The 20,101-nt window shown below is 72.1% G+C and carries 9 protein-coding genes; 4 read left to right on the top strand and 5 right to left on the bottom strand.

The genetic code is table 11. The annotated features are described in order from the left end of the window. Positions 1–16 precede the first annotated feature (16 nt). The 4 genes from MU522_RS06465 to rpoB all read right to left on the bottom strand — a co-directional run bounded on the left by MU522_RS06465 (position 17) and on the right by rpoB (position 15,326). On the bottom strand, positions 17–6,112 hold the full coding sequence (locus MU522_RS06465) for an Ig-like domain-containing protein (protein ID WP_246993328.1): 6,096 nt from the start codon (positions 6,110–6,112) through the stop codon (positions 17–19). Positions 6,113–6,243: 131 nt separating this feature from the next. After that, complete coding sequence (locus MU522_RS06460; protein WP_246993326.1) at positions 6,244–7,770, bottom strand: hypothetical protein; 1,527 nt, start codon at positions 7,768–7,770, stop codon at positions 6,244–6,246. Between the two features lie 157 nt (positions 7,771–7,927). Beyond that, a complete protein-coding gene (gene rpoC, locus MU522_RS06455) occupies positions 7,928–11,812 on the bottom strand; it encodes a DNA-directed RNA polymerase subunit beta' (protein WP_146355723.1) in 3,885 nt (1,294 codons plus the stop codon). A 43-nt stretch (positions 11,813–11,855) separates the two neighbouring features. Further along, positions 11,856–15,326: a DNA-directed RNA polymerase subunit beta gene (gene rpoB, locus MU522_RS06450; RefSeq protein WP_128188740.1), complete on the bottom strand. Its 3,471-nt coding sequence runs from the start codon at positions 15,324–15,326 to the stop codon at positions 11,856–11,858. Between the two features lie 254 nt (positions 15,327–15,580). Between rpoB and MU522_RS06445 the strand changes: the two genes are divergently transcribed. From MU522_RS06445 to MU522_RS06430, 4 genes are all read left to right on the top strand, one after another. Then, complete coding sequence (locus MU522_RS06445; protein ID WP_128188741.1) at positions 15,581–16,420, top strand: fused MFS/spermidine synthase; 840 nt, start codon at positions 15,581–15,583, stop codon at positions 16,418–16,420. Between the two features lie 209 nt (positions 16,421–16,629). Beyond that, positions 16,630–17,202 (top strand): hypothetical protein, encoded by a 573-nt coding sequence (locus tag MU522_RS06440; protein ID WP_128188742.1) that lies wholly within the window; start codon positions 16,630–16,632, stop codon positions 17,200–17,202. Positions 17,203–17,295: 93 nt separating this feature from the next. After that, positions 17,296–17,754 carry a SprT-like domain-containing protein gene (locus MU522_RS06435; protein WP_128188743.1) on the top strand — a complete coding sequence of 153 codons (459 nt, stop codon included), beginning with the start codon at positions 17,296–17,298 and terminating at the stop codon, positions 17,752–17,754. Between the two features lie 16 nt (positions 17,755–17,770). After that, positions 17,771–18,625, top strand: coding sequence for a fused MFS/spermidine synthase (locus MU522_RS06430; RefSeq protein WP_246993324.1), 855 nt, complete (start codon positions 17,771–17,773; stop codon positions 18,623–18,625). Here the strand turns inward: MU522_RS06430 and MU522_RS06425 are convergent. Continuing rightward, positions 18,574–20,052 (bottom strand): MFS transporter, encoded by a 1,479-nt coding sequence (locus tag MU522_RS06425; protein WP_246993322.1) that lies wholly within the window; start codon positions 20,050–20,052, stop codon positions 18,574–18,576. The genes MU522_RS06430 and MU522_RS06425 overlap by 52 nt on opposite strands. Between the last annotated feature and the right edge of the window lie 49 nt (positions 20,053–20,101).

The following is a 20,101-nucleotide window of genomic DNA, read 5'->3' as shown; positions in this document are numbered from 1 at the left end:
GTTGCTCTCCTGTCGATCACGGCCACCGCACTCGGGGCGTGCTGAGGTTGACGTTGTCGGGGCCGCCGCTGATCTGCATCCACGCGTCACCGGCGAAGCCGGAGTAGCACATCTTGTCGCCGTTCGCGCGGTTCTGCGTCGAGCCGCTGAGCGAACCGACGCTGACGGTGCCGCTCTGGAACTGGGCGCCGCCGTTCGAAGCGGTGTTGTGACAGCTGAACTGGTAGTTGCCCGGCCGCAGGTCCTGCCAATTGAGCTGGAAGTAGCGGCACGGCTCGCCGTTCGCGCCAGCGCATGGGTTGGAGCCACCGGGATACGCGACGTCCCCCTTCGACAGCGTCACTCGGGGGTTGAGGCGCACCTCGGCGGTCGCCTGCGCGGTCGCGGTGGTCGTCTGCGCGCCGTGCCCGGTCGGGTCGGCGCCGGTCGAGGACTCGACCGTGATCTGCACCGTCTGCCCGCCCCGCGCACCGACGGTGATGGAGTCGCTGTTGCGCACCGACTGCCAGCTGCCGTTGTCGATCCGGATGCGCGTGGTGATGTTCCGGCCGTTCCGCGCGGGAGCGCTCCACTGGAAGGTCACCTGCTCGACCTGGCCGCTGCCGCTCGCCGACGGGCTGCCGATCGCGCCGTATGGTCGCGCGACGTTGCCCGCCGCGGTCCACCCGCTCGCGTACGTGGTGCCGTCGACGACCGCGACCGCCCGCACCTCGAAGGTGTACGGGCCGCCGTTGTTGTCCATCCCGGTGTAGGTGCCGCCCGGGCCGAACGACTGGGCGCCCGCACCGCCGCCGCGCACCTCGAAGCGGATCTCATTGGCGCGCAGGCCGTTCGGGTCGCCCGGCGTCCAGCTGACGACCGAGTCGCCGTTGCCGTCGGTCGCGCTCACGCCGCTCGGCGCATCGGGCGCGGTGTAGGTGCGCACCGGCGCGGATGCGGCCGAGGGCTGGCTCGTGCCGGCGTCGTTGGTCGCCGTCACCGTGAACGTCACGTTCTGGTCGGCCGCCTCGAAGCGGAAGTTCGCCGAGGTGCCGGTGACGACCTGCGGCTGCCCCACCGAGGGCGTGACCGTGTACGTCTCGATCGTCGCGCCGTTGGGGTTCGGCGCCTGCCACGTCACCTGGATCTGCACCTCGCCCGGGATCGACCGGTCGGGGCTCGCCGACACCTGCTGCACCTGGGTGGGCGGGCCCGCGGGCGTGACCGGCTGCGAGTACGCCGAGAAGTCGCTCGGCTCGGGCGCGAGGTTCACGGCCTGGATGCGGAACGTGTAGGCCGTGCCGTTCGTGAGGCCTGTCCAGGTGAAGCTCGTGCCCGCCGCCTGCTGCTGCACGACGCCGCCCGGCGCCGGGGGCGAGATCTCGACGACGTAGTGCTGGATGGGCGAGCCGTTGTTGGCCGGCGGCGTCCATGTCAGGCCGACCTGCGTGTCGCCGCGCTCGACGGCCGGCGGCGCCGGCTGGTCGGGCCGCACGTCGGGGCGCGCCTCGTTGGAGGCCGGGGACGGGTCGGAGAGACCGACCTCGTTCTCGGCCACGACCTGGAACAGGTAGGTGGTGTTGTTCGTGAGCCCCGTCACCGTGCAGGTCGTCGACGAGCAGGGGAAGCTGATCGCGCCGTCGGTCGACTGCACGACGTAGCCGAGGATGGGCGCGCCGTTCGACGGCGGCGCCGCCCAGGTGAGCGTGACCTGCGAGTCGCCGACCGCATCGACGTTCGGCCGCGGGGGCGCGTCCGGGCGCGCCTTGACGTTGAGCGTGAGCGTGCCGGTCACCTGGCGCTCGGCGCGGTCGGTGCCGTCCTGCACCGTGTAGCGCACCGTCAGCACGCCCGAGAAGTCGGCGGCGGGCGTGACCGTCACCTGGCGGCCGTCGGTCGACGGCTGGCCCTGGCCCGCGACGAGCTCGGCCGAGACGATCTCGAGCGGCACGCCGTCGTCGGCGTAGGGGTTGAAGTCGTTGGCGAGCACGTCGACCGTGATCGGCTCGCTCGCCGTCGCCTCGCCGGTGTCGGGCCGCGCGATCGCCATCGGCCTCGTCGTCGCGACGACCTCGACGACCACGGTGCCGGGCGCCTCGTTGCCGAGCGGGTCGATCGCCACGATCTGGAACGAGCCGGTGGTGCCGGGCGCGGTCGTGCGGTCGGCGGAGGCGGTGAAGACCGAGCCCTCGAGCGAGTGCTGCACGCCGGGCATCGAGCCGCCGCGCAGCTCGAAGCGCATCGCCTCCATATCGCCGACGTCGGGGTCGGTGGTGGCGTCGAGCAGGTCGAACGTCGCGGCGCGCTCGCCCGCCTCGGGGCGCACGACCGCGCCCGCGAAGCTCGGCGGGATCGCGCTCGACGGCGTCACGTCGATCGGGATCGTCAGCATCGCCGTGTTGCCGTCGGGGTCGTCGGGCCCGTCGCCGTCGGTCACCTCGAAGGTGATGGATGCGGGGCCCACGTAGCCCTGCGGCGACTGGAAGCGCAGCGTGTCGTTGTCGACGATGAGCGAGCCCTCGGCGTTGACGGCCGTCACCGTGTCGCCGGAGGTGATGCGCGGAGCCGCGCCGCTCGGCACGGTCACCTCGTCGCGCAGCTCGATGATGAGCTCGAGCCCCGATCCGATCTGCAGCGCCTGGGTCGATGCGAGGTACGGCGCCCGGTCGCGCACCGGCGGCACGGCGACGAACGCCTCCGCCGCGAGCCCGTCGATGTCGGTGACGCGGTAGGTGACGACCTGGAACTCCTCCGAGGGCACGACCTGCACCATGTCGCCGACCACGCGGCCCGCGCCCGTGACGATCGACAGCTCGAGGTCGCTCGGGTCGCCGTCGGGGTCGAGGTCGTTCTCGAGCACGGGCACGTCGAAGGCCTGATCGAGCTCGACCTGGTCGCGCGGCAGCGGGTCGTCGCGCGCGGCCGGCGGCTGCAGTGGCGCGTCATCGGCGACCGTCAGGAGCACCGTGCCGGTCGTGCTCGCGCCCCGCGCATCCACCACCGCGTAGGTGAACTGGTAGTCGCCGGGCGCCGAGGGCGACCGCAGGTCGACCGTGCTGCGCTCGGTGTTGACCTCGGCCTCGCCCAGCTCGGAGGGCAGCTCGAGCCCGTCGACCTGCAGCGTCAGCGCGTCCTGGTCGGGGTCGGAGTCGTTCTCGAGCACCGGGACGGCGATCGCGCGATCGGGGCGCACCGTGATGAGGTCGGTCTGCGCGAACGGCGTCTGGTTGACGTCGGCGGCCTGCGCGATGCCGATGATCGCGGTCGCCGTGCCCTCGGCGCCCCAGCGGTCGCGCACGCGGTAGGTGAACTCGACGGTGCCGGCGCTGCCGGGGAACGCCTCGAAGTCGAAGTAGTCGGGTCCGACCTCGGGCAGCACGCGCCCGCCGTCGGGGCCCGTGTCGTAGCCGACGAGCTCGACGCCGTCGCCGTCGGGGTCGATGCCGTCGAGCGGGATGGGGATGCGCACGGTCGCGCCGGCGAGCACGCGGGAGGTGACCGTCTCGGGCGCGGGCGGCGCGTTCTGCTCGGCCTCGCGCGGCACGATCGTCACCGCGACCGTCGCCGAGTCGCGGTTGCCGAGCTCGTCGAGGATCTCGTAGGTGACGGTCGCGCGCGTCGGCCCGCCCTCGAGCGCGTGCACGCGCAGCTTGCCCTCGGAGATGAAGGCGACGCCCTCCTCCTCCGAGGCGAAGCTCGTGTCGATCACCTGCGGGTTGATCTCGAACGGCGTGCCGTCGGGCGAGAAGTCGTTGCCGAGCACGTCGACCGTCGCGTAGTCGCCCGCGCGCACGGTCGCCGCGTCATCGACGGCCTTCGGCGCGCGCGGCTGCTCGGGCGGCGCGACCGGGATCACCTCGACCGTGCCGGTCTCGGAGTAGCGGCCGTTCGAGACGGTGTAGGTGAACTGGAAGGGGCTCTCGAGGCTGCGGTTGTCCACGATGCTGACGATGCGGCGGTCGCGCAGCTCGACCGTGACCGGCGCCGCGTTCTCGATCGTGAACTGCTGCACGACGAGCACGCCGCCGGCCGGGTCGACGTCGTTCGCGAGCAGGTCGACGACGGCGCTGCCCTGCTGCGGCACGAGCGCGATGTCGCGCACGGCGACCGGTCGCGCCTCGTCGTCGGGCGTGCGGATGTCGACGCGCACGCGCCCCTGGCTCGCCAGCGGTCCGTCCGCGATCATGTAGGTGAAGTAGTGGGTGCCGACCGCGCCGCCCGTGATCCGCACCGTGCCGGTCGACGCATCCCACGTCATCTCGAGCCCCTCGGCGGGCTCGACCGACGCGAGGCGCAGCGGCCGCCCCGAGGGCGAGAAGTCGTTCAGCATCGGGCGCACCGTGGCCTCGCGGCCCTCGATGGTCGTGATGAAGTCGGCGTTCGCGAGCGGGTTCGCGTCGCCGCGCTCGCGCACGTCGACGGTGACCTCGGCGGTCGTCTCGGTGCGGCCGTCGGAGACGGTGATCTCGACCTGCTGGATGCCGACGTCGCCGGTGGCCGTGTAGATGAGGCGGCCCGACGGGTCGGTCTGGATCGTGTCGCCCGAGGCGGAGGTGGCGCCCTGCAGGTAGAGGTCGTCGCCGTCGGGGTCGAGCCAGTCGCTGAGCGCCTGGTACTCGTACTCGCCGCCCTGCTCGACGGCGAACGCCTGCGCGCGCAGCTGCTCGGGCGCGCCGTTCTCGCTCTGGGCGCGCACCTGCACGGCCACGGTCGCCTCGTCGGTCTCGCCGCGGCCGTCGTCGATCTCGTACGAGAAGCTGAAGCCGCCGCCGGCGTAGTCGGCCGGCAGCTCGAGCTGCAGCCGCGAGTCGTTGGCGACCGGGGCGACGCTCACGCCCTCGGGGAGGGGACCCGCGACCGCGGCCGTGAGCACATCGCCGTCGGCGTCGACATCGTTCCACAGCACCGGCAGGATCGTCGAGCGGCCCGGCCGCGCGCCGAACCGGTCGTCGTTCGCGACCGGCGCGGTGTTCTCCTCGTTGACGGGCGGAGGCTGGTTGGTCAGGAGGTCCTCGGTGGACTCGTCCTCCTCCTCCTCGGACTGCTCCTCCGACTCCGGCGGCACGAGATCGTCCCAGTTGTCGACCATGATGAGCGTGTCGGCGAGGATCCACGAGGCGCCCTGCACGAACTGGTTGAGCACGACCGCGTCGCGGTTGACGCGGAAGGCGGTGGGCGAGCCGTCCATCCCCTCGACCTGCACGCGGTGGTCGCGCGCGTCGTCCTGGCAGTCGCGCACGAAGTCGGCCGCGGCGGGCCAGACGCCGTAGACGCAGCCGTCGAGCTGCACGGGGCGCACGGCGTCGCCACCGTCCGGGTGCTCCTCGACCTCGGGCTCGCCGCCGCCGATCGGCTGGCGGATGAGCTGGGTCGCCGTCGACAGGACCACGCGGTCGGACGCGTCGCCGACGAGCTGCACCGCGGCGCCCTCGGGCACCTCGACGGCGCGGCCGGGCAGCAGTAGGGCGCCCGTGCTCGCGTCGAGCACGACCGGCTCGGCGCCGACGGCGGTGACGACGGGGTCGGCCATCTCGCGCAGCTCGCCCCGCTCGCGGAAGCGCGGCTCGTCGAGCACGCCGTCCTCGAGCGGCACCACCACCTGCTGCGCGCCGCCGGGCGAGACGGCGTGCACGGTGCCGTCGAGCCCCACGGCGACCGCCGCCCCCTCGCCGAGCTCGGCGATCGGGTCGGTGCTCTCGGCAGAGAACCCGCCCAGCTCGTCGAAGGGCATCGCCCAGAGGAAGCCGTCGGCGGGGTCGAGGATCGCGACGATGCCGCCGCCCATCGCGATCTCGCCCTGCGGCGGCAGCTGCACGCTCGTGCCCGTGGCGACCTGCAGCGGGTCGACGACGAGGGCGGCGGATGCCTCCTGGTTGTGGAGCAGGACCCGGTCGCCGTCCTGCAGCACGTCGAAGGTCGCCGTCGGCGACGTCAGGCCGGCGTCGAGCTCCTCGGCCTGGATGTTGATGCGGCCGAGCTCCTGCGTGCTCGTGCGCGTCACCCAGACGCCGCCGTCGTTGAGGTCGACGTCGGTGGTCGTGAAGCCGTCGTAGGTGAACGCGAGGATCCCGAGCGCGACTGAGACGGCGGTGACGAGACCGCCCGCTGCCGCAGACCTGCGGTGGTGCTTCACCCACCGGAGCAAGACCGGTTCCCCCACCTCATGAGAAACGCTGACCGAAACCTGAGGGCACGCTTGCAGAGCGTGACCGCGGCCATTGTGTCAGATGAGCGAGCCTCGAGTCTGGGCGGTGTGTCGCGCGCTCAAGCCCGAGCGCGCTCGTAGGCCGCGAGGCGCTCGGCGTTCTCGGCGTTGAAGTCGTCCATCGCCTGGCGGTTCCACTCGCGGGCGCGGCGGCCGCGGCGGGAGACGATCCCGCCGACCCACACCGGCACCTCGCGCGCGATGACGAACGCGAGCACCGACAGCGGCGCCAGGATCAGCTGGCCCAGCTCCTCCGCGTCGATGCCCGGGAGCGCCGTGTAGCTCTCCCAGCCGCCCTCCGCCTCCATGTAGGCGCCGCCGATGTGCGCGGCGTAGACGAGGAGCGCGACGAGGAAGGCGCCGAGCACGTGCGCCCACCAGCCTGCGCGGTTGACGACGAGCGTGACCAGCCAGTAGGCGAGGAAGAAGACGATGACCGGCAGGAGGAACGAGGGCCGCAGCCACACGGTCTCGAGCGTCTCGGCGGCGTCGAAGCCGCGGTCGAAGAGGTAGCCGACCGCGAAGAACGCGGCGGCGAACACGAGCGCGAAGATCGCCGTTGCGAGGAGCGCGACCGCGAAGCCGACCCCGCGGGCGCCCTTCCGGCGCGGCGGCACGGGCTCCTCGACGAGCACGATGGGCGTGCCGCCCGAGGCCGCGCGCGCCGTCTCCTCGTCGACCGCGATCGCCGATGCGGGCACCTCGTCGCGCACGATGCCGAAGCGCTGCGTGCGCTCGTCGGCGCCCGGCTGCTGCTCGAGCACGCGGGTGTCGCCGTCGGCGTCGTGCGTGTCGATCGCACGGGTGGCCTGGTCGTCGTGGTGCTGGGCGTCCATCGCCTGCGTCGGCTCCGGCTCGACGACGTCGCGGTCGGAGCGGCCGTCGCGGGAGGCGGCGGCGGCACCTGCGGCTCCGGCGGCGGCGACGCCGCCCGCGGCGAGCGCGCCGGCGTGGCCGCGATCGGCGTCGGGCGCGGGGTCGCCGTCGGGCGTGCCGTCGCCGCCGACGTCACCGGCCGCGCCGGCGTCCGTGCCGGCGGTGTGGCGGCGCAGGCCGAAGGAGGGGCGGCGCGGCTCGACGAGCGGAGGCGGGCCGTCGCCCGCGTCGCGCGAGGCGTCGTCGCCGTCGGCCGCCGCGTCACGGGGGCCCTCGGGCTCGTGCGGGGCGAGCTCGGGCTGCTGCTCGAGCGAGCTGGCCGCCGCGTCGCCGTGCGCCTCGTGGGCGTCGGTGCGGGCCATGTCGTCGGGCGCGGCGGCCGAGTGCGACGGGCCGCGCAGCGTCGAGGGCGCGATCACGGTCGGCTCGATGGGGCTGTCGCCCCGGTCGTCGGCGACCCCGGTGTCGAGCGGCGCGGTGTCGGTGCCCGGCTCGTGCTCCACGAGCGGCTGGTGCTCGTCGTGCTCGGAGACCGAGGTGGCCGCGACCTCCGCGTCGTCGGGCGCGTCGTCGGCCGAGTGGTGGTGCACCTGGCGCTCGCTCGTCGAGGGCTCGACGGCCTCAGCGCCGGTGTCGCCCGTGGTGGGCTCCTTGGCCGATGCGCTGCCGAAGAACCGATCGCGCCACGAGGTGGGCTGCTCGTCGCTCATGGTGAAACCTCCTGAGGCGGCTCGGTGCCGCGCCGTCGGCCGATTCTAGGCACGGCGCGCCGGGCGTCCCCCGCGCCGCACCGCGCGCATCCGTTTTGCCCCGGGCACGACGGAGGGGCCGCACCCTCGCGGGTGCGGCCCCTTCGTCGACTGCGGGCTAGACGTACTGCCCGGGCTCCTCGCCGAGCTCGCCGCCGGTGAAGGCGTCGAAGTCGAGGTAGGACAGGTCGGACTCGTCCACGCCGCCGGCGTCGGCGAACAGGCGGTTCGGGTAGCGCTCCGCCTTCGCCTCCTCCGTGGCCTCGACCGAGACGTCGCGATAGCGCGCCAGGCCGGTGCCCGCGGGGATGAGCTTGCCGATGATGACGTTCTCCTTGAGGCCGAGCAGCGGGTCGCGCTTGCCGGCCAGAGCCGCCTCGGTCAGCACCTTGGTCGTCTCCTGGAAGGAGGCGGCCGACAGCCACGACTCCGTCGCGAGCGACGCCTTCGTGATGCCCATGACCTCCTGGCGGGCCGAGGCCGTCTTCTTGCCCTCGGTGAGCGCCGCGCGGTTCAGCTCGTTGTACCGCGAGCGGTCGACGAGCTCACCCGGGAGCAGGTCGGTCTCGCCGTGGTCGACGACCGTCACCTTGCGCAGCATCTGCCGCACGATGACCTCGATGTGCTTGTCGTGGATCGGCACGCCCTGCGAGCGGTACACGTCCTGGACGCCCGAGACCAGGTGCTTCTGCACCTCGCGGACGCCGCGCACGCGCAGCACCTCCTTCGGGTCGACCGAGCCCACCTGCAGCTGCTGGCCCTGCTCGACGTGGTCGCCGTCGCCGACCTCCAGCGTCGCGCGGCGCAGCACCTGGTAGACGAGCTCCTCGTCGCCGTTGTCGGGCGTGAGCACGACGCGCTTCGACTTCTCGTCCTCCTCGATGCGCACCCGGCCGGCCGCCTCGGCGATCGGCGAGGAGTTCTTCGGGGTGCGGGCCTCGAAGAGCTCCGTCACGCGGGGCAGACCCTGCGTGATGTCGCTCGCGCCGACCGAGCCGCCCGTGTGGAACGTGCGCATGGTGAGCTGCGTGCCGGGCTCGCCGATCGACTGGGCGGCGATGATGCCGACCGCCTCGCCGATGTCGACGAGCTTGCCGGTGGCCAGCGAGCGGCCGTAGCAGTGGGCGCAGACGCCGACCGCCGACTCGCACGTGAGCACCGAGCGCACCTTGACCTGCTCGACGCCCGCGGCGATGAACGCGCGGATCTCGAGGTCGCCGATGTCGGAGCCCGCCGTGGCGAGCACCGTGCCGTCGGCCGCGACGACGTCCGTGGCGACGTTGCGGGCGTAGACCGCGGACTCCACGTTCTCGTGCAGCACCAGCTGGCCGTCGACCAGCTCGGCGATCGGGGTGTCGAGGCCGCGCTCCGTGCCGCAGTCGTCCTCGCGGATGATGACGTCCTGCGAGACGTCGACGAGTCGACGCGTCAGGTAGCCCGAGTCGGCGGTGCGGAGCGCGGTGTCGGCCGAGCCCTTGCGCGCGCCGTGCGTGGCGATGAAGTACTCCGCCACCGTCAGCCCCTCGCGGTACGAGGAGATGATCGGACGCGGGATGACCTCGCCCTTCGGGTTCGTCACCAGGCCTCGCATGCCGGTGATGTTGCGCACCTGGATCCAGTTGCCGTTCGCGCCGGCGGTCACCATGCGGTAGATCGAGTTGCCCTCGTCGAACGCGTCCTGCGTCGCCTTCTGCACCTCGTTGGTGGCCTTCGTCCAGAGCTCGGTCAGGTCACCGCGACGCTCGGCGTCGGTGATGAGGCCCTTCTCGAACTTGTCCTGCACCTTGCGCGCCACCTCTTCCGCGGCGGCGACGATCTCGCCCTTGCGCGCGGGGGTGATGACGTCCGAGAGCGCGACCGAGATGCCCGAGCGCGTGGCCCAGTAGAAGCCCGCGTCCTTGATCTTGTCGAGCGTCGCCGCCACCACGGTCTTCGGGTAGCGCTCGGCGAGCGCGTTGACGATGAGCGAGATGACCGGCTTCGCCGCGACCTCGGAGACGAACGGGAAGTCGTCCGGCAGCAGCTCGTTGAAGAGCGCGCGGCCGAGCGTCGTCTCGTGCAGGAACGGCTCACCGTCGACGAAGCCCTCCGGGCGGTCCTGGTCGCGGAAGACCAGGCCCGACAGGCGGATGCGCACCACGGCACCGAGGTCCAGGGAGCCCTGGTCCATGGCCATGATCGCCTCGGCGACCGAGGAGAACGCGCGGCCCGTGCCCACCGCATCCGCCTTCACCGTGGTGAGGTGGTGCAGGCCGGAGACGATCTCGTGGGTCGGGAGCGTCACCGGGCGGCCGTCGGACGGCTTCAGGATGTTGTTCGACGCGAGCATCAGCACGCGGGCCTCGGCCTGGGCCTCGACCGACAGCGGCAGGTGCACGGCCATCTGGTCGCCGTCGAAGTCGGCGTTGAACGCCGAGCAGACGAGCGGGTGCAGCTGGATGGCCTTGCCCTCGACGAGCAGCGGCTCGAAGGCCTGGATGCCGAGGCGGTGCAGCGTGGGCGCGCGGTTCAGCAGCACGGGGCGCTCGCGGATGATCTCCTCGAGCACGTCCCACACCTGCGGCTTCGACCGCTCGACCATGCGCTTGGCGTGCTTGATGTTCTGGGAGTGGCCCAGGTCGATCAGGCGCTTGATGACGAACGGCTTGAACAGCTCGAGCGCCATCTGCTTGGGCAGGCCGCACTGGTGCAGCTGCAGCTGCGGGCCGACCACGATGACCGAGCGGCCCGAGTAGTCGACGCGCTTGCCGAGCAGGTTCTGGCGGAACCGGCCCTGCTTGCCCTTCAGCATGTCGGAGAGCGACTTCAGCGCGCGGTTGCCGGTGCCCGTGACGGGACGGCCGCGGCGGCCGTTGTCGAACAGGGCGTCGACCGCCTCCTGCAGCATGCGCTTCTCGTTGTTCACGATGATCTCGGGGGCACCGAGGTCGAGCAGGCGGCGGAGTCGGTTGTTGCGGTTGATGACGCGGCGGTAGAGGTCGTTCAGGTCGCTCGTCGCGAAGCGGCCACCGTCGAGCTGCACCATCGGGCGCAGCTCCGGCGGGATGACCGGGACGACGTCGAGCACCATCGCGGCCGGGCTGTTGCCCGTCTGCAGGAACGAGTTGACGACCTTGAGGCGCTTGATCGCGCGGATCTTGCGCTGGCCCTTGCCCTCGGCGATCTGCGTGTGCAGGTCCTCGGCCTCGGCGGCCAGGTCGAAGGCGAGCAGGCGCAGCTTGATCGCCTCGGCGCCCATGTGGCCCTCGAAGAACTCGCCGTACAGGTCGGTGAGGTCGTGGTACGCCGCGTCCTCCGCCTTCAGGTCGCCGACCTTCAGGGTGCGGAAGTCGTCGAAGACGCGCTCCATGTGGGCGATCTGGTCGTCGGCGATCTTGCGCAGCTGCGCCATCTCGCGCTCGCCGGCGTCCTTGACCTTGCGCTTCTGGTCGGCCTTGGCGCCCTCCTCCTCGAGCTGGGCGACGTCGGCCTCCAGCTGCGAGAGGCGCTCGGCGATGTCGGCGTCACGGCGCTTCTCGATCTCGGCGACCTTGAGGCGCAGCTCCTGCTCGAGCTGCGGCAGGCGCTCGTGACGAGCCTCGGTGTCGACCCGGATGATCATGTACGCGGCGAAGTAGATGACCTTCTCGAGGTCCTTCGGCGCCATGTCGAGCAGGTAGCCGAGGCGGCTGGGCACGCCCTTGAAGTACCAGATGTGCGTGACGGGGGCGGCGAGCTCGATGTGGCCCATGCGCTCGCGGCGCACCGACGACTTCGTGACCTCGACACCGCAGCGCTCGCAGACGATGCCCTTGAAGCGCACGCGCTTGTACTTGCCGCACGCGCACTCCCAGTCGCGGCTCGGGCCGAAGATCTGCTCGCCGAACAGGCCGTCCTTCTCCGGCTTCAGCGTGCGGTAGTTGATGGTCTCCGGCTTCTTCACTTCGCCATAGGACCAGCCCCGGATGTCGTCGGCCGTTGCCAGGCCGATCCGCAGCTCATCGAACGTGGTTGCGTCGATCAATGCATTTCCCTCTTGTTTCGAAGTTCTGTCTGCGGCTGCTGGATCAGATGTCGTCGATCGACGACATCTCCGGCCGGGAGATGTTGATGCCGAGCTCCTCGGCCGTGCGGAGGGCCTCGTCCTCGTCATCGCGCAGCGTGACGACGTCGCCGGCTGCGTTCAGCACCTCGACGTTCAGGCAGAGCGACTGCATCTCCTTCATGAGCACCTTGAAGGACTCGGGGATGCCGGGCTCCTGGATGTTCTCGCCCTTGACGATCGCCTCGTACACCTTCACGCGGCCGACGATGTCGTCCGACTTGATGGTGAGGAGCTCCTGCAGCGTGTAGGCCGCGCCGTACGCTTCGAGCGCCCAGACCTCCATCTCGCCGAACCGCTGGCCGCCGAACTGCGCCTTGCCGCCCAGGGGCTGCTGCGTGATCATCGAGTACGGCCCGGTCGAGCGCGCGTGGATCTTGTCGTCGACCAGGTGGTGCAGCTTGAGGATGTACATGTAGCCGACCGAGATCGGGTACGGGAACGGCTCGCCCGAGCGGCCGTCGAGCAGGTTGGCCTTGCCCGAGCCGTCGATGAGGCGGAGGCCGTCGCGCGTCGGGAGCGTCGCGTCGAGCAGGCCGATGATGGTCTCCTCGGTCGCGCCGTCGAACACCGGCGTGGCCACCTTCGTGTCGGCGGGCGCCTCGAGCGTGCGGGGGTCGAGACCCTCCGCCCACTCCGGCGTGCCATCGACCTTCCAGCCCGTCTTCGCGATCCAGCCGAGGTGCGTCTCGAGCACCTGGCCGAAGTTCATGCGCTTCGGGATGCCGAGCGGGTTCAGCACGATGTCGACCGGCGTGCCGTCGGCGAGGAACGGCATGTCCTCCTCGGGCAGGATCTTCGCGATGACGCCCTTGTTGCCGTGGCGGCCGGCGAGCTTGTCGCCCTCGGTGATCTTGCGCTTCTGCGCGATGTAGACCACGACCTTCTCGTGCACGCCCGAGCCCAGCTCGTCGTCGCCGTCCTCAGCGCGGAACTGCTTGACGGCGATGACCGTGCCCTGCTCGCCGTGGGGCACCTTGAGCGACGTGTCGCGCACCTCGCGGCTCTTCTCGTTGAAGATCGCGCGGAGCAGGCGCTCCTCGGCCGACAGCTCGGTCTCGCCCTTCGGCGTGACCTTGCCGACCAGGATGTCGCCCGGCACGACCTCGGCGCCGATGCGGATGATGCCGCGCTCGTCGAGGTCGGCGAGCAGGTCGGGACCGACGTTGGGGAGGTCGCGGGTGATCTCCTCCTTGCCGAGCTTCGTGTCGCGCGCATCCACCTCGTACTCCTCGATGTGGATCGACGAGAGCACGTCGTCCTTCACGAGGTTCTGGCTGAGGATGATCGCGTCCTCGTAGTTGTGGCCCTCCCACGGCATGAACGCCACGAGCAGGTTGCGGCCGAGGGCGAGCTCGCCCTGGTCGGTCGCGGGGCCGTCGGCGATGACCTCGCCGGCCTCGATGCGGTCGCCCGCCGAGACGATGACGCGGTGGTTGTACGACGTGCCCTGGTTGGAGCGGTCGAACTTGCGCAGGAAGTACTGCTGCGTGCCGCCCTCGTCGAGCTGGATCGAGACCATGTCGGCCGAGACCTCGGCGACGACGCCCGCCTTGTCGGCGGTGATGACGTCGCCGGAGTCGATCGCGGCGAAGCCCTCCATGCCGGTGCCGACGAACGGCGCCTCGGAGCGCACGAGCGGCACGGCCTGGCGCTGCATGTTCGCACCCATGAGGGCGCGGTTCGCGTCGTCGTGCTCGAGGAACGGGATGAGGCTCGTCGCGACCGACACCATCTGGCGCGGCGAGACGTCCATGTAGTCGACCTCGGTCGGGACGACGAGCTCGACCTCCTCGCCCTTGCGACGGGCGACGACGCGGTCCTCGACGAACTGCTGCTTCGAGTTGAGGCGGTTGTTCGCGTGGGCGACGACGAACTCGTCCTCCTCCGACGCGGTCAGGTAGTCGATCTGCTCGCCGACGATGCCGTTCTCGACGCGGCGGTACGGCGTCTCGATGAAGCCGAACGAGTTGATGCGCGCGAAGGTCGCGAGCGAGCCGATGAGGCCGATGTTCGGGCCTTCCGGCGTCTCGATCGGGCACATGCGGCCGTAGTGCGAGGGGTGCACGTCGCGCACCTCGACGCCGGCGCGCTCGCGGCTCAGGCCACCGGGGCCGAGGGCCGAGAGGCGGCGCTTGTGGGTCAGGCCCGCGAGCGGGTTGTTCTGATCCATGAACTGCGACAGCTGCGAGGTGCCGAAGAACTCCTTGATCGCGGCGCTCACGGGACGCACGTTGATCAGGGTCTGCGGGGTGATCGCCTCGATGTCCTGCGTGGACATGCGCTCGCGGACGACGCGCTCCATGCGGGCCAGGCCCGTGCGGACCTGGTTCTGGATGAGCTCGCCGACGGCGCGGATGCGACGGTTGCCGAAGTGGTCGATGTCGTCGACGTCGAGGCGGATGTCGACGGCCTCGCCCTTGCGGACGCCCGGCAGCGTGGTCTCCTCGGCGTGCAGCGCGACGAGGTACTTGATCGTCGCGACGATGTCCTCGACCGAGAGCACCGAGTCGCTCATGGGCGCGTCGATGCCGAGCTTGCGGTTGATCTTGTAGCGACCCACCTTCGCCAGGTCGTAGCGCTTCGGGTTGAAGTAGAAGTTGTCGAGCAGCGCACGGGCGGCCTCGGCGGCGACCTGCTCGCCCGGACGCAGCTTGCGGTAGATGTCGCGGAGGGCGTCCTCCTTCGACATGGGCGCGTCCTTCTCGAGCGTCGCGAGGATCGACTCGTAGCCGGCGAACTCCTGCGCGATGTCCTCGGCGGTCATGCCGAGCGCCTTCAGGAAGACGGTGACCGACTGCTTGCGCTTGCGGTCGATGCGCACGCCGACGGCGTCGCGCTTGTCGATCTCGAACTCGAGCCATGCGCCGCGGCTGGGGATGACGCGCGCCGAGTAGATGTCCTTGTCGGAGTTCTTCTCCGGGGTGCGCTCGAAGTAGACGCCGGGGCTGCGCACGAGCTGCGAGACGACGACGCGCTCCGTGCCGTTCACGATGAACGTGCCCTTCTCGGTCATGAGCGGGAAGTCGCCCATGAAGACGGTCTGCGACTTGATCTCGCCCGTCTCGTGGTTCATGAACTCGGCCGAGACGTAGAGCGGCGCGGCGTACGTCTTGCCGCGCTCCTTGCACTCGTCGATCGTGTACTTGGGCACGTCGAGCACCGGCTCCGAGAAGGAGAGCTGCATCTTCTCGCTCAGGTCCTCGATGGGCGAGATCTCCTCGAAGATCTCCTCGAGGCCCGAGTGCGCGGGGACGTCGTCGCGACCCTCGGCGTTCGCCAGGTCGAGGCGGGCCTTCCAGGCAGCGTCGCCGATGAGCCATTCGAAGCTCTCGGTCTGCAGTGCCAGCAGGTCGGGGACGGTCAGGGTGTCCGAGATTCGCGCGAAGCTCAGTCGGCTTGCGTTCCGACCGGTCTTGGGACTCAGTTCAGCCAAGGCAGATACCTCCGGGCCGGGAAGGGTTGCGGGTCTTCCCGGGATCGTGTCGTCGGTGAGAGACTCGTCAACACCCTGAAGCGCCCTGTGAGGGCGCAGGCCGACCGCAATATGAAGGCAGAGGGGATGTCTGTGAGCGCAAATGGCTACGATACGCCGCGGATGGCCGGATGTCCAGCGGGGTCGGCGTGTCGGCCCTCGCCCCTGCGTCCGACGATGCTAGCGCGCGACCCGGATCGCCGCGAGGGCGGAGAATGGTGCCTGTGGAGACCCCCAGTCGCCGGCTCTCGAGCGGCCTGCACGCCGAGATGCGCTTCGCCGGCGCGGGCGGCTGGCAGCTCGTCGTCGACGGCACGCCGCAGTCGCACGTCGACCCCGAGCGGCCGGAGCTGCTCGTCTACGAGTACGTGCAGCAGATCGGGCACGTCATCGACGCGCTGCCGCCCGGCCCGGTCACCGCGGTGCACCTCGGCGCCGGCGCGCTGACGCTCCCCCGCTACGTCGACGCGACCCGCCCGGGCTCCCGCCAGCAGGTGATCGAGCTCGAGCCGCTGCTCGTCGAGCTCGTGCGCGAGGTCGCGCCGCTCCCCCGCGGCGCGAGCGTGCGCGTGCGCTACGGCGATGCCCGCGAGCAGCTCGGCCGGCTGCCGGCAGGGCTGCGCGGCAGCGCCGACCTCGTGGTGGTGGATGTCTTCTCGGGCTCGCAGACGCCGGCGCACGTCACCACGGTCGAGTTCCACGCGCTCGTGCGCGACCTGCTCGCGCCCGACGGCGTCGTGGTCGTGAACATCGCCGACGACCGCACGCTCGCGTTCGCCAAGCGCCAGCTCGCGGCGCTGCACGAGGTGCACGGCGAGGTCGCCGCCCTCGCCGATCCCGGCATGCTCAAGGGCCGCAGGTTCGGCAACGTCGTGGCGGTCGCGGGCGCGGCGCTGCCCGACCTCGACGCGATCGGCCGCGCGCTGCGGCGCGACCCGCTGCCGGGCAAGGTCGTCTCGGGCGCCGAGCTGCGCCGCTTCCTCGGGGGCGCGCTGCCGGCGCGGGACGCCGACGCGACGCCGAGCCCCGCGCCCGGCCGCGGCGTCTTCGGCTGACGCGACCCGCCGCATCCGCCCCCTCTCGGGTGTGGGCCGCGCGGCCCCGGCGCACAACGCAAGCCCGGCGCGCCGGCTCAGCGCGCCTCGGCGAGCGGTGGCTCCAGCGGCCGCTGATCGTCGCCGGCGGGCTTGCGTCGTGCCGGGCGCTCCGCGGCTCGCGGGGCGGGCTCCCGGGGAAAGCCGCCCCGGTGCGGGACGATGACCGCATGAGCGAGTCGATCGGCTACGACCAGACCGCGCTGCGGAACGCCGTCGACGTCGGGGCCGCGGCCCGCAGGCTGCGCCAGCTCGGCCGCGAGCGCTCGCTCGCCGCGGTGTCGGAGCGCGCCTGGCTGCTCGAGAGCATCGGCCGGCTCGACGAGGCGCTCGCGGCGGCGAGCGAGGCGGTGACCCTCGCGCGCGCCTCGGGCTCGCGCGACCGGGTGGCCGAGGCGCGGCTGCTGCGCGCATCGGTCGTGCAGACCCGCGGCGACCTGCGCACGGCGCTGCGCGAGTGCACGGCGATCATCGCCGAGTCGCGCTCGAACGACTGGGTCGAGCTCTGGGCGCACGCGCTGCAGCAGCGCGGCACCGTGCACTTCGCGCTCGAGCAGTGGCACGAGTCGCTCGTCGACTTCACCGTCGCGGTCGAGCTGTGCCGCGAGGCGCAACTGCCGGCCGAGCAGCTCGAGGCCGCCGAGGTCGCGCTGCTCGTCGCGACCGACCGCGCCCAGACCGAGGCGCTGCGGGCCGACCAGGATGTGCCGCGCGCCTCGCACCCCATCTGGGGCGGGCGCTGACGCCCACCGTCCACAGGCGTCCGCGGCCGCTTGGCGCGGCGTGGGCGCCGGCTGGCATGCTCGCTCCCGGGCGCGGGGCTGGAGGAGGAGCGGATGGCTGATCTCGATCGGGTGCGGATCTGGGCGGAGGCCCTCATCCGGCTGCACCTCGACGACAGCTGGAGCTTCGCCTTCGACCGCGCCGCGAAGCGCGCGGGCCTCACGGACTACACGCACCGGCGCATCACGGTCTCGCGGCACCTCGCCGCGCGCTGGGACGACGACGAGGTGCATCAGACGCTCCTGCACGAGGTCGCCCACGCGATGGTCGGGCCGGGCGCGGGCCACGGGCCGCGCTGGGAGCGCACCGCGCGCGAGCTCGGCTACGTCGGCGGGCGCACGCACCAGGGCGAGATCGCCGCGGAGCGCGCCGGCTGGGTGGGCTCGTGCCCCGGCGGCCACGAGCACGTGCGCTTCCGGGCCCCCAGGGGCCGCTACGCGTGCACGCCGTGCACGCGCTCGGCGCGCCGGGTGGTCGAGGTGCGCTGGCGCCGCCGCGAGCAGGCCGCGTGAGCCGCGGGCGCCGGCGGTGACGGCCCGCACGCTCTCGAACGGGCTCGAGGCCCGGCTGGTCGCCGACGCGCACGGGCTCGTGCTGGTGATCGACGGCATCGAGCAGTCGCACCTCGGCCCCGCAGGCGCGCCGCCCCGGCACGCCTCGCACCGGTGGATGCTCGCGGCCGCAGCCGAGTCGCTGGCCGCCTCCGGCGGCGGTACCGCGCTGCACCTCGGCGGCGGCGCGGCAGCGCTGCCGCGGGCGCTGCAGGAGGCGCTGCCGCACCTGCGCCAGACGGTGGTCGAGCTCGAGCCCGCGATCGTCGCGCTCGTCGCCGAGGCGGCGCCGCTGCCGGCGGGCGTCGACGTCGTCGTCGGCGACGGGCGCGCCGTGCTCGAGCGCGTCGCCGCGCCGGTCGCGCTCGTGACCATCGACGTCTTCGGCGCGGGGCGGGTGCCGGCGCCCTTCACGACGCTCGAGTGCTTCGCAGCGGCCCGGGCGGCGCTCGAGCCCGGCGGCGCGCTCGTCGTGAACTCGGCCGACGGCCCGCCGCTGCGGTTCCTCCGCGGCCAGCTCGCGACGCTGCGGGCCGTCTTCGCCCACGTCGCGCTCGTCACCACCGGCTCGACGCTCGCCGGTGCCCGCCACAGCAACGCGGTGCTGCTCGCGAGCGATGCGCCGCTGCCGCTCGACGCCGTGCGCGAGCGGGTGCGCACCGGGCCGCCGCCGGCCGCCGTGCTCGGCTGGGATCGGCTGCGGCGCTTCGTCGACGAGGCGTCGCCGGTGCCGGCGCGCGATGCCACCGCGGTCGATTCCCCCGCCCCGGTGCGGTCGGCCTACCTGGGCTCCGCCGCGCTGCCGCCGTCGCTCACCGCGCCGGACGCCTGAGCTGCGGGCGGTGCCGACGCATCCCCCGCCCGCACCGCGCCGGGCGCGACCGCCCCGGCCGGCCCACCCCGCGCATCCGCGCCCTCGACCGCCTCGGGTGGCGCGGCCGCCTCGTAGGAGGCGCTGATGACGCGGTACGAGCGGGTGAGGAAGGCGAGCGCCGACGCGACGACCATGATCGCTCCCGCGATGAGGAACACGAGCGCGATGCCCCGCGCCTCGCCCGTGCCGAGCACCGGCTCGAGCGCGGCGGCGCCGCTGTCGGAGCGTGCCCACGGGATGATCCAGAACTCGGCGATCGGGGCGATGAGGAACGCGGTGACCGGCGCCGCCGCCGCCTCGAACGCCATCGCGAAGCCGAAGACCCGGCCCTGCCGCGAGAGCGGCACGACGCGCTGGATGATGGTCTGCTCGGCGGCCTCGGCCGCCGGGATGAGGCACATGTACGCCCAGATGCCGAGGGCGTACAGCCACCACCAGTCGCGGATGGTGAAGAGCGCCCCGAGGGCGCCCATGATCATGACGACGATCAGCAGCGTGCGGATCGGGCGCCTGCCGAGCCCGAGCCTCGCGATCACCATGCCGCCGATGATGAAGCCGGTGGCCGAGACGCCCACGACGATGCCCCACACCTCGACGCTGAACAGCTCGAGCCCGTACGGGTCCATGAGCGCCATGTAGACGCCGCCGATGAGGTTGTTGAAGGTCGAGAACACGATGAGCGCGAACAGGCCGCCGATCGCGAGCACCGCGCGCACCGAGCCGCGCAGGTCGATGCCGCGCACCGTGTCGTCGGCGTCGAGCGCGACGACGTCCTCCGGCACGCGCAGCGTCAGCAGGTGGGCGAGGCTCGCGGCCGTGAGGGCGACGGCGATCGCGATGGTCCAGCCCATGCCGAGCTGCCCGATCGCGATCCCGGAGAAGACGCTCGTGATGATGAACGCGATGCCCTGCACCGTGCCGACCATGCCGTTCGCGTTCGCGTGCCGCGCGTCGGGCACGAGCATCGTGACCATGGTCGACAGGGCGATGTTGCGCATGTGCTCGACGACCGCGCCGCCGAGGATCACCGCGGTGAACAGCCAGAACCACGGAGCCGCGAGGTCGAGCAGCGCCGACTCGGGCAGCAGCAGGTACATCGCTCCGGCGAGCGCGAAGGCCCCGAGCGTGACCGTGCCGGAGAGCAGCATCACCCGCAGCTTGCGGTGGTGGTCGACGATCGAGCCGAAGAGCATGCTGCCGACCGCGACGAACAGCATGTAGGCGCCGCCGATGATGCCGGTGGCGAGCACGGAGCGAGTCTCGAGGTAGACCCAGAAGGTGAGCGCGAACCACAGGAAGCTCGTCGTGACGTTGGCCATCGCCGTGTTGACGAGCACGTGCAGGAACGTGCGCTCGCCCGCCGTGCGCACCTCGCTCGAGGTCATGCGACGACGCTAGCCCCGACCGCCCACGCGCGGCACCCGTCGATCTCGG

Origin of the sequence: Agrococcus sp. SCSIO52902, from assembly GCF_022983135.1 — a bacterium.
In the GTDB taxonomy this organism is placed as follows: Bacteria; Actinomycetota; Actinomycetes; order Actinomycetales; family Microbacteriaceae; genus Agrococcus; species Agrococcus sediminis.
This window is presented reverse-complemented; position numbering and strand designations above follow the sequence as displayed.

Excerpts from the sequence above, each read along its gene's own strand:
- MU522_RS06460 (WP_246993326.1), bottom strand. The coding sequence starts at position 7,770 with ATGAGCGACGAGCAGCCCACCTCGTGGCGCGATCGGTTCTTCGGCAGC.
- MU522_RS06445 (WP_128188741.1), top strand. The coding sequence starts at position 15,581 with ATGGTGCCTGTGGAGACCCCCAGTCGCCGGCTCTCGAGCGGCCTGCAC.
- MU522_RS06440 (WP_128188742.1), top strand. The coding sequence starts at position 16,630 with ATGAGCGAGTCGATCGGCTACGACCAGACCGCGCTGCGGAACGCCGTC.
- MU522_RS06435 (WP_128188743.1), top strand. The coding sequence starts at position 17,296 with ATGGCTGATCTCGATCGGGTGCGGATCTGGGCGGAGGCCCTCATCCGG.
- MU522_RS06425 (WP_246993322.1), bottom strand. The coding sequence starts at position 20,052 with ATGACCTCGAGCGAGGTGCGCACGGCGGGCGAGCGCACGTTCCTGCAC.